Origin of the sequence: Mycobacterium colombiense, assembly GCF_003284935.1 — a bacterium.
Classification (GTDB): Bacteria; Actinomycetota; Actinomycetes; order Mycobacteriales; family Mycobacteriaceae; genus Mycobacterium; species Mycobacterium arosiense_A.
In genome coordinates this window covers 31,700-47,210 of the sequence record NZ_QMEV01000002.1, presented here as the reverse complement: position 1 = coordinate 47,210, position 15,511 = coordinate 31,700, and the positions used below count along the sequence as shown (strand labels likewise).

Annotated in this window: 13 protein-coding genes; 10 read left to right on the top strand and 3 right to left on the bottom strand. The window is 64.8% G+C overall.

From position 1 onward, the window contains the following. Positions 1–60: 60 nt before the first annotated feature. The 3 genes from DQP57_RS01245 to DQP57_RS01235 are packed head-to-tail and all read right to left on the bottom strand — an operon-like array spanning position 61 to position 2,432. Positions 61–1,425, bottom strand: a complete 1,365-nt coding sequence (locus DQP57_RS01245) for a cytochrome P450 (protein ID WP_112630978.1) — start codon at positions 1,423–1,425, stop codon at positions 61–63. Between the two features lie 46 nt (positions 1,426–1,471). Then, entirely contained in the window at positions 1,472–1,672 is a 201-nt protein-coding gene (locus DQP57_RS01240) for a ferredoxin (RefSeq protein WP_112630976.1), read from the bottom strand. 58 nt (positions 1,673–1,730) lie between these two features. Then, positions 1,731–2,432: an SDR family NAD(P)-dependent oxidoreductase gene (locus tag DQP57_RS01235; RefSeq protein WP_112630974.1), complete on the bottom strand. Its 702-nt coding sequence runs from the start codon at positions 2,430–2,432 to the stop codon at positions 1,731–1,733. Positions 2,433–2,713: 281 nt separating this feature from the next. Here DQP57_RS01235 and DQP57_RS01230 point away from each other — a divergent pair, with 281 nt between their 5' ends. The 10 genes from DQP57_RS01230 to DQP57_RS01185 all read left to right on the top strand — a co-directional run bounded on the left by DQP57_RS01230 (position 2,714) and on the right by DQP57_RS01185 (position 15,472). Next, positions 2,714–4,240 (top strand): aldehyde dehydrogenase family protein, encoded by a 1,527-nt coding sequence (locus DQP57_RS01230; protein ID WP_112630972.1) that lies wholly within the window; start codon positions 2,714–2,716, stop codon positions 4,238–4,240. After that, positions 4,237–5,442, top strand: a complete 1,206-nt coding sequence (locus tag DQP57_RS01225) for a CaiB/BaiF CoA transferase family protein (RefSeq protein ID WP_112630970.1) — start codon at positions 4,237–4,239, stop codon at positions 5,440–5,442. The genes DQP57_RS01230 and DQP57_RS01225 overlap by 4 nt, the downstream gene beginning before the upstream one ends. 381 nt (positions 5,443–5,823) lie before the next feature. Continuing rightward, positions 5,824–6,642: an MlaE family ABC transporter permease gene (locus DQP57_RS01220; RefSeq protein ID WP_112630968.1), complete on the top strand. Its 819-nt coding sequence runs from the start codon at positions 5,824–5,826 to the stop codon at positions 6,640–6,642. A gap of 7 nt (positions 6,643–6,649) precedes the next feature. Then, a complete protein-coding gene (locus DQP57_RS01215) occupies positions 6,650–7,495 on the top strand; it encodes an ABC transporter permease (RefSeq protein ID WP_112630966.1) in 846 nt (281 codons plus the stop codon). Positions 7,496–7,514: 19 nt separating this feature from the next. Beyond that, positions 7,515–8,774 (top strand): MCE family protein, encoded by a 1,260-nt coding sequence (locus DQP57_RS01210; protein WP_112630964.1) that lies wholly within the window; start codon positions 7,515–7,517, stop codon positions 8,772–8,774. Then, on the top strand, positions 8,771–9,793 hold the full coding sequence (locus DQP57_RS01205) for an MCE family protein (protein ID WP_112630962.1): 1,023 nt from the start codon (positions 8,771–8,773) through the stop codon (positions 9,791–9,793). Before DQP57_RS01210 ends, DQP57_RS01205 begins: the two co-directional genes overlap by 4 nt. Beyond that, positions 9,793–10,911 (top strand): MCE family protein, encoded by a 1,119-nt coding sequence (locus tag DQP57_RS01200; RefSeq protein WP_112630960.1) that lies wholly within the window; start codon positions 9,793–9,795, stop codon positions 10,909–10,911. The genes DQP57_RS01205 and DQP57_RS01200 overlap by 1 nt, the downstream gene beginning before the upstream one ends. Then, positions 10,908–12,335, top strand: a complete 1,428-nt coding sequence (locus tag DQP57_RS01195) for an MCE family protein (protein WP_112630958.1) — start codon at positions 10,908–10,910, stop codon at positions 12,333–12,335. The genes DQP57_RS01200 and DQP57_RS01195 overlap by 4 nt, the downstream gene beginning before the upstream one ends. After that, positions 12,332–13,699 carry an MCE family protein gene (locus DQP57_RS01190; RefSeq protein ID WP_430917548.1) on the top strand — a complete coding sequence of 456 codons (1,368 nt, stop codon included), beginning with the start codon at positions 12,332–12,334 and terminating at the stop codon, positions 13,697–13,699. Before DQP57_RS01195 ends, DQP57_RS01190 begins: the two co-directional genes overlap by 4 nt. Further along, complete coding sequence (locus DQP57_RS01185) at positions 13,700–15,472, top strand: MCE family protein (protein WP_112630954.1); 1,773 nt, start codon at positions 13,700–13,702, stop codon at positions 15,470–15,472. It abuts the gene before it with no gap. The last annotated feature ends 39 nt before the right edge of the window (positions 15,473–15,511 follow it).

Sequence of the window (15,511 nt, the reverse complement as noted above, 5' to 3'; positions counted from 1 at the left end):
TGCCCCAAATATAGGGCGTGGTCGCGCTGAACAGACCCACTCGTAGAAATTGTGATCGGCTCAGTCGATGACCGCGGCTTCCTTACGCTCGGTGATCGGTCTGGCGAGTTCTTGCTCGTCGCAGATGCGTTGCAGCTTCTCCAGCGTTTCTTCGAGGCCGGCTCCGACCTTACGGCCAGGCGTGAAGGTGGCCGGCAGTTTGCGCATGCCCTGGATGACACCGATGGTCTCGTAATGAATGGTGCCCTCCGGGTCGCACTTGTAGTCGGGCATCCGGTCAAGCACCGCGGTGAGCATAGATTTGAACACCGTGCGCGCAACGTTCGAGCCGATACAGCGGTGCACACCCAGCCCGAAGCTGAAATGCCGGTTGCCTTTGCGGTCGAGGATGATCTGGTCCGGGTCGTGGAACACCGAGGGGTCGCGATTGGCCATCGCCCACGAAATCCACAGCCGCTCACCCTCTTTGAACCGGGTGCCGTCGAGTTCGGTGTCCTCGGAGAAGGTCCGGCCGTCTCCGGGCGCCGGGGTGAAGTAGCGCAGGAACTCCTCGGTCGCCGGGTCGAGCAGGGTCTTGCGCTCGTCGCTGAGCAGCTGTCGCTGCTCCGGATGCTCCGAAAGCCATTCCAGCGAGTGGGCGGTCAGGGCGGTCGTGGTGTCGAAGCCGCCGCCGATGACCAGGCCGAGGTTGCCCAGGATTTCCAGCTCCGGGGCGGGCTCACCGTCGATGCGCATCTCGAGCAGACCGTTGACGATTCCGGGCCGCGGGTTCGCGCGGATCTCGATCATGTTGTTGACCATGTCGAGCCCCATCTCGCGATGCATCGCGGTGACCCGCTCGATGTCGGGGGAGTGCTCGGGCGTGTACACCGCGGCGTGCACCGGCTCGCTGTACATGTTCCACTTCTTCAGCGGGATGCCCAGCATCGCCAGCGTGAACACGGCGGGCACGATGTTGGCCAGGTCGTCCACGAAGTCGATGCGGCCGCTTTCGATCTTCTCGTCGAGGCAGGCGCGCGTCACGTCGTCGATGAACGGTTCCCAGCGCTTGATCGCCGCGGGTGACAGATACGGGTTGAGCACGGTGCGGTAGGTGCGGTGTTCGGGGTCGTCCATCTCCAGGATCCCGCCGCGCACCGCGCTGACCCGGCTGGCCGTGGGGATCGAAATGCCCTTGTAGCCGCGGCGTTCGCCGTGGATGTCGTGATCGTTGGAGACGGCGGGACAGCGGGCCAACTCGAACACCTCGTGACTGCCGGCCGCGACCCAGTGGCCGCCATAGGTGTCGGTCCAGGCCATCGGGCACTTGGCGTGCATCTCTTCGGTGATCGCCTTGAACTTCGACCGGTACTCCGAGGAGTGCCGGTCGAAGTGGTACCGGTTCTTCTTGCGGTCGCTGTCATTGACGACGTCGTCGACGCTCAACGCTTGTCTCCCTATGTGTTGCCGTAGCTACGAACCCGATACCGGCTCAGGCGTCGTCGGTGATCATGATGGCCTGCTCCGGGCAGGACTGCGCGGCCTCGCGCACCTGGTCCTCGCGATCGCCGGGCACCACCTCGTCGACCGCCGACGAACTGCCGTCGATGTCGCTGAGCTGAAACGATTCCGGCGCGATCATCGCGCACAGGGTATGGCCCTGGCATCGCTGCGAATCCACCCAGACCTTCACGGGTTTTCTCCTCTCACCTGACGCTGGTTACCGGGCACCGCTGGCGAATCGCCACCGCTCAGGTGTTGCGGCCGCCGTTGACGCCCAAGATCTGACCGGTGATGTAGCCGGCTTCCTCGGACACCAGAAACGCGCATGCCGCCGCGATGTCCTCGGGGGTGCCCATCCGGCGCACCGGCGTCCGCGCGATGGTCTCGTCGATATCGCCGAGGAATCCGTTCTTCTCGGCGGCGCGCAGCATCGGGGTGTCGATGAATCCCGGCGGCACCGCGTTGACCGTAATGCCCTTGGGCCCGTACTCGAGCGCCAGCGACTTCGTCAGGCCGTTGACCGCCGACTTGGCCGCCACGTAGTGACTCATGTACGGCGCACCGGAGTGCGTGCTCGACGACGAGATGTTGACGATGCGTCCCCAGCCCGCCTCGACCATGTCGGGCAGCACCGCCTGGACGGTATGGAAGACGCCGTTGAGGTTGACGTCGATCACCCGCTGCCAGTCCTCGAACGTGATGTTGTTGAACTTCTTGAACCCGTCGAGGCCGGCGGCGTTGACCAGAACCGTCACCGGCCCGAGTTGCGCGCGGATGGCCGACAGCGCCCCATCCAGTTGCGATCGATCGGTGACGTCGGCGGTAAACGCGAAATCGGCGTCCGACGGCCGCAGGTCGATGGCGGCGACGTTCAAACCGTCGGCCCGCAGGCGTTCGACGACGGCGAGGCCGATGCCGGAACCGCCGCCGGTGACTACCGCAGTCTTCATGTCGAGGCCTCTACTCTAAAGGGGGCCATTTCGGTCACAAAGAATCTCCCTTGCAATTATGAGAACCTTACTCTCCGCGCGGAGCGGCGTGCAACATGCGCCTAACACCGCGTCCGGCCTGCGGGGAAAGGCCCTGGCCGGCAGTGTACGGCCGGTTGCGGCCCTGGTCAGCACCCCGATCTCAATCCTGAGACTTTCTTGAATTATCGAAAGGCGAATGTAAGATTCGCCGGGGGAGAGAATGAAATTATCGTGATCGCCACCACACTAGGGGGTACGGAATGCCTGCCCAGGACACGGCAGAGCCCGCCGCGCAGACCGTCGCGGATGCCGCGCCCGAGTCCCACGTCGACCGCCGTCTGTTGATCGATGGCCGGCTGGTCAGCGCGGACAGCGCGTTCCCCTCGATCAACCCCGCGACGGGCGCGGTCATCGGGCATGCGCCGGACGCCGGCGGCGAGCAGGCCCAAGCCGCGATCGCGGCGGCCCGGCGGGCGTTCGACGAGACCAGCTGGCCCACCGACGTCGAGTTGCGGATCCGCTGCCTCGACCAGTTGCATCAGGCGCTCGTCGACCACGCCGACGAGTTGCGCGACCTCACGATCGCCGAAGTGGGCGCCACCCGTGTGCTGACCCAGGGCGCCCAGCTCGATGAGCCGATCGGCATCGTGCGGTTCTACGCGGACCTGCTGCGGACCTATCAGTTCACCGAGGACCTCGGCGAAAAAGAATCGCGAGGCATGCGCCACCACCGCTGGGTGGAAAAGGAAGCCGCCGGGGTGGTCGGGGCCATCATCGCCTACAACTATCCCAACCAGCTCGCGCTGGCGAAGCTCGCCCCCGCGCTGGCCGCCGGATGCACCGTGGTGCTCAAGGGCGCCCCGGACACACCCCTGGTCACGCTGGCGCTCGGTGAGCTGATCGCCAACCACACCGACATCCCCGCCGGGGTGGTGAACGTACTCAGCTCGTCGGATCCGGCTTCCGGAGTCGCCCTGACCACCAGCCCGGACGTCGACGTCATCACCTTCACCGGATCGACCGCGGTGGGGCGCAAGATCATGGCCGCCGCGAGCGACACCGTCAAGCGCGTCTTTCTGGAGTTGGGCGGCAAGTCGGCGGCCATCGTGCTCGATGACGCCGACTTCGCCAACGCGGCCCTGTTCGCGGCGTTCAGCATGGTCACCCACGCGGGCCAAGGCTGTGCGCTCACCTCCCGGCTGCTGGTGCCCAGGTCGCACCACGACGAAATCGTCGAACTGATCGCGCAGAATTTCGCCAAGGTGCGACACGGCGATCCGGCCGACCCCAAAACGTATATGGGGCCGCTGATCAACGAGCAGCAGCGGGACAAGGTCGACGGCATGGTGCAGCGCGCCGTCGCCGCGGGGGCCACCCTGGTCACCGGCGGCAAGCGACTCGATCCCGGCTTCTTCTATGCGCCGACACTGCTGACCAACGTCGATCGCGACAGCGAGATCGCGCAGGACGAGATCTTCGGCCCGGTGCTCGTGGTGATCGCGTTCGACGACGACGACGACGCCGTGCGCATCGCCAACAACTCGATCTATGGACTGGCGGGGGCGGTGTTCAGCCGCGATCAAGAGCGCGCGCTCGCCGTCGCGCGCCGGATCCGGACCGGATCCTTCTCGATCAACGGCGGCAACTACTTCAGCGCGGACACCCCGTTCGGCGGTTTCAAGCAGTCGGGCGTGGGTCGCGAGATGGGGGTCGCCGGGCTCGAGGAGTTCCTCGAGCGCAAGACCTTCGCCGTGCCCGCCGTCTCAGGGAAAGGAGCCGGCGCATGAGGCCGCTCGAAGGCATCCGCGTCCTCGAAGTCGCGATGTACGGGTTCGTCCCGTCGGCGGGCGCGGTGCTCGCCGAATGGGGCGCCGATGTGGTCAAGGTCGAGCACGCGGTGACCGGTGACCCACAACGTGGACTGCGACAGACCGGGATGCTGCGCGTCGAAGGCGACCCCAATCCGAACATCGAGCACGCGAACCGCGGCAAGCGCAGCATCGGGCTGGACATGTCGGTGCCCGAGGGCAAGGGAGTGCTCTACGAACTGGCCCGTCGCTCCGATGTGTTCCTGACCAGTTTCCTTCCCGCTCATCGGAAGAAGTTCGGCATCGACGTCGACGACATCCGTACGGTGAATCCGAACATCGTCTACGCCCGCGGCAGCGCGCTCGGCCCGCGTGGCACCGAGTCGGAAAAGGGCGGCTACGACATGACAGCCTTCTGGTGCCGGGCCGGAACCGCCGCCACCATCACTCCCGCCGGCATGCCGGGGATGATCGCGCCGCCCGGACCGGCGTACGGCGACACCATCTCGGGCACCAACCTCGCCGGTGGCATCGCGGCGGCGCTGCTCAAACGCGAGCGCACCGGCAAACCGTCCGTCGTCGATGTGTCGCTGCTGGGCAGCGGGCTGTGGTCGATGGGACACACCGTCGCGCTGACAAAGCATTTGAACCAGCGGCTGGAAGCGCCACCGCCGGGCGTGCACGGGGCGCCCAATAACCCGCTGGTGGGCCTGTACACGACGTCCGACGGCCGCTACATCTCCTTCGTGATGATGCAGCCCACCAAGTTCTGGGCGGACGTGTGCCGCCACGTCGACCTGCCCGAGTTGGCCAATGACCCGCGTTTCGACACTGTGGAGAACATCGCCGCCCACACCTCCGACGCCGTCGAACTGCTGACCAAGGCCATCGCCGGCCGCACGCTGGCCGAGTGGAGCGAGCGCTTCGCCACCCTCTCCGGGCCGTGGGCACCCGTGCAGGACACTCTGCAAGCGGCCGAGGACGCGCAGATCCGCTCCAACGAGTACCTGGTGCGGGCGGGTGAACTCGAGCTGGTGGCAAACCCGGTACAGTTCGACGTCGCAGCGCCACAGACCGGGCCGGCCCCCGGATTCGCAGCGCAGACCGACGAGATCTTGATGGAGCTCGGCCTCGACTGGGACCGGATCATCGAACTCAAGACGGCTGGCGCCGTCACCTAGGACTGGAGCAGCACAGACATGCTTGAGCCGAGCGTCGCTTCCGTTGGGACGCAGTTGCCTTGCGCCCTTACCCCGATCGCGAAATGCGCGATAACGGTTATGCATTTTTCGCTCCGCCCGGACGCGGCATGAGTCATAATCGCCGGACGCTTCAAGACGTGGACCCCCTCGTTTTGCAGCCAACTCACTCAACAAAACGGAGGACCGGCGTGCGTGGACCAGCGACTGTCACATCGAAGGTCGATGCCGGAAATTGGCTGTCCGCTGAGCATTTCGCCCTCGTCAGCGCGCGTTTACGGCTGTCAATTCTGATGAATTTACCGCAGCCGTTGCGGCAGAACAAGACTGCCGGTCTCGTAGCGTGGAAAGGGTCTGACGGCGATGGCAACTAAGGGCGCCGACCACTGGTCAGCGGGATTGCCACAGCTGAAACTCAAATGGGACTTCTCCGGGCCCATGCATGCCGTCGGCGCCTTGTTCGCGATGTCGGCCGATGCGGTCAAGTTCCTGTTCCGCCGGCCCTTCCAGTGGCGGGAGTTCTTGGAGCAGTCCTGGTTTGTCGCGCGGGTGTCGCTGGCTCCCACCTTGCTGGTAGCCATCCCGTTCACCGTTCTCGTCAGCTTCACGCTCAATATCCTGCTGCGCGAACTGGGCGCGGCGGACCTCTCCGGTGCGGGCGCCGCGTTTGGCGCGGTCACCCAGCTCGGCCCGCTGGTCACGGTTTTGATCGTTGCGGGTGCCGGCGCGACCGCAATGTGCGCGGACCTTGGCGCGCGAACGATTCGCGAAGAGATCGACGCGATGGAGGTGCTGGGCATCAACCCGGTGCAACGGTTGGTCACGCCGCGCATGCTGGCGTCGGGATTGGTCGCCTTTTTGCTCAACAGCCTGGTAGTCATCATCGGAGTTCTTGGCGGTTACGTCTTTTCGGTGTTTGTGCAAGACGTCAATCCCGGCGCGTTCGCCGCAGGTATCACGCTGCTCACCGGTGTGCCCGAGGTGATCATTTCGTGCGTCAAGGCAGCGCTTTTCGGTCTCATCGCCGGATTGGTCGCCTGCTATCGGGGCCTGTCGATCACCGGCGGTGGCGCGAAGGCCGTCGGCAACGCGGTCAACGAAACCGTCGTCTACGCCTTCATGTCGCTGTTCGTCGTTAACGTGGTCGTCACCGCAATCGGCATCAAGATGACGGCGAAGTAGGGCTGCCATGACGCTGAGAGCCGCATATCCGCGCTTTACCCGCCAACTCGAGAGGCCGGTCGCCCTGATGGGCCGGATCGGCGACCACACCGTGTTCTACGGCAAGGCACTCGCCGGGGTGCCCTTCGCCGCCACCCGCTACACGCGCGAAGTCGTGCGACTGGTCGCCGAAATCAGCATGGGCGCGGGCACTTTGGCGATGATCGGCGGGACCGTCGTGATCGTCGGCTTCCTGACGCTGGCGGCGGGTGGCACCCTGGCCATCCAGGGTTACACCTCGCTGGGCAATATCGGCATCGAGGCGCTGACGGGCTTCCTGTCCGCGTTCATCAACGTGCGCATCGCGGCCCCGGTGGTCGCAGGGATCGGCCTGGCGGCCACCTTCGGCGCCGGGGTGACCGCTCAGCTGGGTGCCATGCGGATCAACGAAGAAGTGGATGCGCTGGAGAGCATGGCCATTCGCCCGGTCGCCTATTTGGTGAGCACCAGGATCCTGGCGGGAATGATGGCTATCACGCCGCTGTACAGCATCGCGGTCATCCTGTCGTTTGTAGCCAGCCAGTTCACCACGACGTTCCTACTCGGACAATCGCAGGGCTTGTACCAGCACTACTTCAACACGTTCCTGAACCCGATCGACTTGCTGTGGTCGTTCCTGCAGGCCATCCTGATGGCGCTCACCATCCTGCTGATCCACACCTATTACGGCTATTTCGCCTCGGGGGGGCCGGCCGGGGTCGGCAACGCCACCGGCAACGCGGTGCGCACCTCGCTCATCGTCGTGGTGTCCGTGACGCTGTTGGTGTCGCTTTCAATCTACGGTACGAACGGCAACTTCAACCTGTCCGGTTAGCAGAGGAGGTGAAACGGGAGTGACTCAGAATGTGCCAGCTGGCCAAGGCAAGATCCTAGCCCCGCCTGCGCCCGCGAGTCATGTCCGGCCCGCCGGGCGAAGCTATGTGGCTCCCCTGCTCGGGCTGGCGACCGTCCTCATCATCGGCTTGATTTTCGCCGTGGCGGTGGGTCTATTTCAGGGCTCCTTCACCGAAACCGTGCCGGTGACCGTGATTTCGCAGCGCGCCGGCCTGGTGATGAACCCCGACGCCAAGGTCAAGCTGCGCGGCGTGCAGGTGGGCAAGGTCACCTCGATCGAGGCGCTGCCCGACGGCGAAGCGGCGATTCACTTGGCTATGGACCCGTCACAGATGCGCTTCATTCCCGGCAACGTGCTCGTCAACATCGCCTCATCGACGGTCTTCGGCGCGAAGTCCGTCGAATTGGTGCCGCCGGAACAACCCTCGGCGCAGCGGCTCCGTGCCGGCCAGACGCTGCAGGGCCAGCACGTCATGGTCGAAATCAACACGGTGTTCCAGCAATTGGTTTCGGTGTTGTCACACATCGACCCGCCGAAGCTCAACGAGTCATTGGGTGCATTGGCACAGGCGTTCAGTGGGCGGGGACCACAGCTTGGCCAGTCGCTGAGCGACCTGGATTCGTTCCTGGCCAGGTTGGAGCCAAGCCTTCCCGCATTCCGTCATGACCTCGCGGTCTTACCGGCTGTGTCCAACGCCTATGCCGACGCGGCACCCGACTTGATCAAAACCGCCGCCAACGCGACCCGAATCAGCAAGACGATCGTCGAAGAGCAGCACAACCTGGATGCTTTGCTGATCAGTGCGATCGGCTTGGCGGACATCGGCAACGACGTGCTGTCGACGAACCGCCAACCGCTGACGGACGTGATGCATCTGCTCGTGCCCACCACCGATTTGACCAACGAGTACGGTCCGGCACTCACCTGCGCTTTCGGCGGAATTTTACACATAGCGCACGGGGCGCCCTTGTCGGAACCCAGCATCAACATCTCGGCGAGTATCACGTGGGGCGCCGAACGTTACCGGTATCCGACGAACCTGCCCAAGGTCGCCGCGACGGGCGGCCCGCAATGCGTGGGTCTGCCGGTGCTGCCGTTCAATACGTCCCCACCGCAGCTGATTGCCGACATCGGCGCCAATCCGGTGAACTACGGCAACCCACAGCTGTTGATCAACTCCGATCTCCTCAAGCAGCTGTTGTACGGGCCGATCGCCGGCCCACCACGCAACTCCGCGCAGATCGGAGAACCTGGATGAGAACGCGCGCAACGCTGGTCAAGTTCACGATCTTCGCGGTCGTGATGGCGATGCTCACGGCCTTCTTGTTTTTCATCTTCGGCCAGTACCGCACGGGTGCGACAACCAAATATTCGGCGGTGTTCACCGACGTCTCGCGTCTGAAGCCAGGCCAGTCGGTGCGGGTCGCCGGGATCAGAGTGGGCACGGTCGATAGCGTGTCGCTGCAGTCGGACAAGAAAGTCGTGGTGAAATTCGACGCCGACCGCGCCGTCGTCCTCACTGAGGGCACTAGGGCGGCGGTCCGCTACCTCAACCTGGTCGGCGATCGCTACCTCGAACTCGTCGATGGTCCGGGCTCGACCAAGCATCTGCCTGCCGGCGGTCAGATCCCGGTCAGCCGCACCGCGCCGGCGCTGGATCTCGATCTGCTGCTCGGCGGACTCAAACCAGTTACCCAGGGCCTGAACGCGCGCGATGTCAATGCGATGACATCGGGTTTGTTGCAGGTATTCCAGGGGCAGGGCGGGACTCTCGACTCGCTGTTCGCCAAGACGACGTCGTTTTCCAATGCCTTGTCCGACAACGATCAAACCGTGCAGCAGCTGATCGACAACCTCAACATCGTGATCGGCACGATCGCCAAGGACGGCAAACAGTTCTCCGGCGCGATCGACCGCCTCGAGCAGCTTGTCAGCGGCCTGTCGGGTGACCGCGACACGATCGGGACCGCCATCGACGCCCTGGACAAGGGAACCGCCTCGTTGGCGGACCTGCTGGCCGAGGCGCGGCCGCCGCTGTCCGGCACCATAGCCCAGTTGAATAGGCTGGCGCCGATACTCGACGGCGACAAGGACCGCATCGACGCCGCACTCGGCAAAGCGCCACAGAACTACCGCAAACTGGTCCGACTCGGCGTGAACGGCGCCACCGTCCCGTACTACCTCTGCCAGTTCGGGCTTCGTGGTACCGACCTCTCGGGTAAGACCGTGCGCGCCAATATTTATCGGTCAGATGCAGGAAGGTGCACGGAACCCTAATGCTCAAGTATCGCGGAGCAGGGCTCGTCAAGCCCGGACTCATCGGCGTCGTAATGGCGGTGATGGTCATCCTGGTGGGCCTGTCACCCGACCGGTTCATCGCCTGGGCGACGATGGTCCGCTACCAGGCGCTGTTCACCGAAGCCGGCGGCCTTGTGACAGGCAACCCCGTGATCGTGTCGGGGATAAAGGTCGGCACGGTGTCGGACGTGAAGCTGCGCCACGGTGATGCCCTGGTGACGTTCGCGATGAAGGCCAACATTCTGCTCGGCTCCGAGACTTCCGCGCACATCCGCACCGGCACACTGCTGGGCGAGCGGATGCTGACGGTGGAATCTGCCGGCAGCGGCGCGATGCATCCAATGACTCTGATACCCGTCTCGCGCACGTCTTCGCCTTACTCGCTGACCGAAGCGGTCAGCGACCTGACGTCGGACACGGCCGGAACCAACACCACGGCGCTGAATCAGTCGTTAGACACGCTGGCAGCGACACTCGACCAGATTGCCCCCCAAATGGGGCCGGCCTTCGATGCACTCACCCGGTTATCGCGAACCCTCAACAGTCGCAACAAAAGCCTGGGTGAGTTATTCAAGAGCGCCGGCGATGTCACGGGGATACTTTCAGAGCGCAGCATGCAGGTCAACAAGCTCATCCTCAACTCCGATTCTTTGCTCCAAGTGCTGGTCGCGCGCCGGCAAGAGATTGTGGATCTGCTGGCCAGCACCTCGGTGGTGGCCAAACAGCTGACAGCGTTGGTGCACGAGAACGAAAGCGCCTTGGCGCCGACGCTGGAGCGGCTGAACCGGGTGACCGGAGTGTTGGAGAAGAACCGCGACAACATCGGCAAAGCGCTGCCAGGTCTCGCCAAATTCGAAATCACGGTCGGTGAGGCCATCTCCGGTATGTACGCCTACCAGGCGTTCGCCCCGAACTTCCTTGTCCCGCAACTCTTCCAGGAGTTGATCGACTATCTCTGGGGATTCCGAACTTTCGATACAACGAAGGGCCCCGGCTTCCCATCGCCGGTACCTCGGGCGCTGACGCCTTGGCCGTACAACTCCATTCCGCAGTGCCCTGGCTGCACGTTGGGCGGACGGATCGGAGGATCACAGTGACCTCCCGGATATCCCGGATCCCGCGCAGCCGACTGGCGGTCGTGACGGCGGTCGCCTTTCTCGCGCTGATCGTTGCCGGCGCCGCCGTGGTCGTCCGCAACACGTTCTTCGGACCACGGACGGTCACCGCCTACTTCACCACCGCCACCGCCATTTATCCGCATGACGAGGTGCGGGTTTCGGGTGTCAAAGTAGGCAGCATCAAATCCATCCAGCCCCAAGGCACACAGACCAAAATGGTCTTCAAGATCGACCGCGGCGTGCCCATTCCGGCGGACGCGAAGGCGGTGATCGTCGCCCCGAATCTGGTGGCGGCCCGCTACGTCCAGCTTTCACCGGCCTACCGCGACAGCGGGCCGGTCATGCGCGACGGGGCGGTTATCCCGGTGGAACGGACCGCGGTGCCGGTCGAGTGGGACGAGGTCAAAACCCAGTTGATGCGGCTGGCAACGGATTTGGGACCCAAGAGCGGAGTCTCGAGCACATCTGTGGGCCGGTTCATCGACAGCGCCGCCAACGCGCTCGACGGCAACGGCGACAAGCTGCGCCAAACACTCGCTCAGCTGTCGGGGACGGGCAGGATCCTCGCCAACGGCAGCGGCAATATCGTCGACATCATCAAGAACCTGCAGACCTTCGTCGGCGCGCTGCGCGACAGCAACGTGCAGATCGAGCATTTCAACGGCCGCCTGGCTACGCTCACCAGCGTGGTCAATGACAGCAAATCCGACCTCGATGCGGCGCTGACCGATCTGTCGACCGCAGTCGGCGAGGTGCGGCGATTCGTCGCCGGGACCCGCAACCAGACCAGCGAGCAGATCGCCCGGTTGGCCGATGTCACCCAGAACTTGGTCGATCACCACATGGCTCTGGAGAACATTCTGCACACTTCGCCGAACGCATTCGGCAACTTCTTCAACGACTACAACGCCGACACCGGAACCATCGTGGGCGGGTTCGGGCTCATGAACATGGCGAATCCCACCTGGGGCGGTCAGGTTCTGCTTTCCGTACCGGGCTGCACGCAAATCGGCGCCATCGAGAACATCACCGCGGTCGAATCGGGCAAGTTGTGCTCGCTGTTCCTCGGTCCCGGATTGCGGCAGACCAGTTGGAACAACTCGCCGATTCCGCTGAACCCGTTCATACAAAAGTCGGTTGACCCGGGCAGGGTTCTCTATACCGAACCGCGTCTGGCGCCCGGCGGCGAGGGCCCGAAGCCCGCAGCACCCGAGATCCCGCCCGAGGTGTCGGCCTACACCGGCCTGCCGGGTGATCCGGTGGGACCGCCCGGGGCGGTGCCACCGGAGCGCATACCGGGCGCGGCGATGCCGCTGCCGCCGCCTCCCTCGACGCCGGTGCCACCACCGCCGGCGCCGAACGTGTCGGGCATGCTGCTGCCAGACGAAGGGCCAGAGCGATGATCGCGCGGGTAGCGGCCCTGCGACGATGCGGGCCCTCGGCCCGAGGAGGAGCCGGGCCATCAGGATTCGCTCGTCGGGTGTTTGCCATCGGCTGTTGCGTGGTGGTGACGTCGACAGGATGCGCATTCCACGGCCTGAATTCACTACCGCTGCCCGGTGCGGTCGGGCGCGGGCCGGGGGCCAACATCTACCATGTCGAACTCCCGAATGTCGGTACGATGGAGTCAAATTCGCCGGTGATGATCGACGACGTCGTCGTCGGCAGCGTGGGTGCGATGAGGGTGCAAGGCTGGCACGCCGACATCGAGATCTCGGTCAAGCGCGACGTGGTGGTCCCCGCCAACGTGGTAGCCACCGTCGGTCAGACCAGCTTGCTGGGCTCGATGCATGTGGAGCTCAATACGCCGCTGGGTCAGTCCGGAAGCGGACGGCTTCAGCCGGGCGCCACCATCCCGCTCAGCCGGGCATCGGCCTACCCTTCAACAGAGCAGACGCTGTCGTCGTTGGGCGCGGTCGTCAACGGCGGTGGGCTGGGACAGATCGGGGAGGTCATTCATAACTTCTCGGCCGCGCTTTCCGGGCACGAGGGTGCGCTGCGCGATCTGATCACTCGGCTCGACACGTTTGTGGGAACACTGGACGACCAGCGGGACGACATCGTCGCCTCCATACAGGCACTGAATCGGCTGTCGGCAACCTTCGCCGACCAACGCGACGTCGTGAGCGATGCGCTGCGCAAGATACCGCCGGCGCTCGAGGTGTTGATCAAGGAGCGGCCGCGTCTGACGTCCGCCCTAGATCATCTTCGCATTTTCAGCCGCACCGCCACCCGGCTGGTCAACGACGCCCAGGGCGACCTGGTCAAGAACCTCAAAAACTTGGAGCCGACCATCAAAGCGCTCGCCGATGTCGGACCGGAATTCGGCGCGGCCGTCGCGGCGTCGTTCGTGTTCCCTTTCACCCAGAACTTCGTCGACCGAGCGGTTCGAGGTGACTACTTCAACCTGCATTTCGATTTCGATCTGACGATTCCACGGCTCAAGAAGGGATTGATGCTGGGAACCCACTGGGGGCAGCTGGATATGCCCGTGCCGCCGGTGCCCGGGGACCCGTATCGCTTGAATTACACGCTTGATCCGCTGCATAACCCGCTGAGGCCACCGTGGGTCGATCCCAATGCACTACCGCTGCCGCCGCCGCCGGGTGCGCCACCGGGACCGGGAAATTATGGGCCACTGCCCGGGCCGCCGCCTGCCGCGGCTCCGTTGCCCGGTCCGCCGCCTGCCGAGGCGCCGCTGCCCGACGCGGGCCTCAATCAAACACCGCAGCCCGCAGTGACGCCGCCGACGGGATCGGGTGGATAGATGCTGACTCGCTTCGTTCGAATTCAGCTGGGGGTCTTCGCGATCGCGGGAACCATCGGCGTGATCTCGATGGTCCTGTTCTACATCCAAGCGCCGACGCTGCTGGGCATCGGCCGGATGACGGTGACGCTGGAGCTGCCGGCAACCGGCGGCCTGTACCGGTTTTCCAACGTGACCTACCGGGGGGTTCAGCTCGGCAAGGTCACCTCGGTCGGTTTGACGCCGACCGGCGCGAAAGCGACGCTGTCGCTGAGCACTTCACCCAAGGTCCCCGCGGACCTGACGGCGCACGTGCTCAGTGTCTCCGCGGTGGGTGAACAATACGTGGACCTGCGGCCCAAAACCGATAAGCCGCCCTACCTGCGCGACGGCTCCGTTATCGCCTTGCGCGACACGACAATTCCGCAGCCGGTCGCCCCAATGCTCGAGCAGGTCAACGCCTTGGTCCAAAGCATCCCGAAGACCAAACTTGGCCAATTGCTCGACGAGTCCTTCGAGGGCTTCAACGGTTCCGGTTACGACCTGGGATCACTGATCGATTCCTCGAAGACGCTGTCCCGCGACGCCAACGGCGTCGTCGATCGTACCAAGGCCCTCACCGAAGACACCGGCCCGCTCCTGGACACCCAGGCGCGGACCACCGATTCGATCAGAACGTGGGCGCGCAGCTTCGCTGGCATCTCGGATACGCTGGTGAACAACGATTCTCACTTCCGCACCATCCTGCAGAAGGGCCCTGACACCGCGAACGAAGCATCTCGGCTTCTGGAACAAATCAAACCGACGCTGCCTGTGTTGCTGGCCAACCTGACCACCATCGGACAGATCGGCGTCACCTACCACCCTTCGATCGAGCAGCTGTTGGTGTTGTTGCCGTCGGGCGTCGCCGCCGAGCAGGCCGCTCAGGGTGAAAACCATCCCGATGGCAGGGCTTACGGCGACTTCGCGGCCACGGTCGATGATCCGCCCATTTGCACGGTCGGCTTCATGCCACCCAACACCTGGCGATCCCCGGACGACCTGTCCGACATCGACACACCCGACGGGTTGTATTGCAAACTCCCGCAGGATTCACCGATCGGGGTGCGCGGTGCCCGCAACTACCCCTGCATGGGCCACCCGGGCAAGCGCGCGCCGACCGTCGAAATCTGCAACAGTGACAAGCCGTACATGCCGTTGGCGATGCGTCAGCACACCCTTGGTCCCTATCCGCTGGATCCGAATCTGATAGCCCAGGGCGTCCCGCCCGATGACCGGATCACCGCCAACGACAGGATTTTCGGCCCGGTCGAGGGAACGCCGCTGCCACCGGGGGCTGTGCCGCGCGGCGCCCCCGCGGGACCGCGGGGAGAAAATCCGCCACCGGGCACCGTGGGAGCGGCTGTGCCCCCCGTGCCGTCGTCGGGACCGCCGGCGCTGGCGCCGATGTCGAGAATGTCGGCGGACCTTCCGGCCTTTGCGCCACTCGATGTCCCTGCGGCCGGAGAGCTTCCCCCGCCGCCCGCCGCGCCGGCGCCGCCTCCAGCCCCTCCCGTATCACCCGATGCCGCACCGGCCGACCCCGCGCCGGCCGACACACCCGGCGGCGGAGGACCCCAGGCCGCGCCAAGCTCGTTCGAGGCCAACGCATCTAAGCGTGCGCCGTCGGTCGTGGTGGCCAAGTACGATCCGCGCACCGGTCGCTATGTCGGTCCGGACGGGAAGTTGTACCAGCAGTCAGATCTCGTCGCTCCGAAGACGCCCAGGACGTGGAAGGATATGCTGCCCATCTGAATCCGCGCTACGGCGAAGGGGCCGAGGGGGGCGATGAGG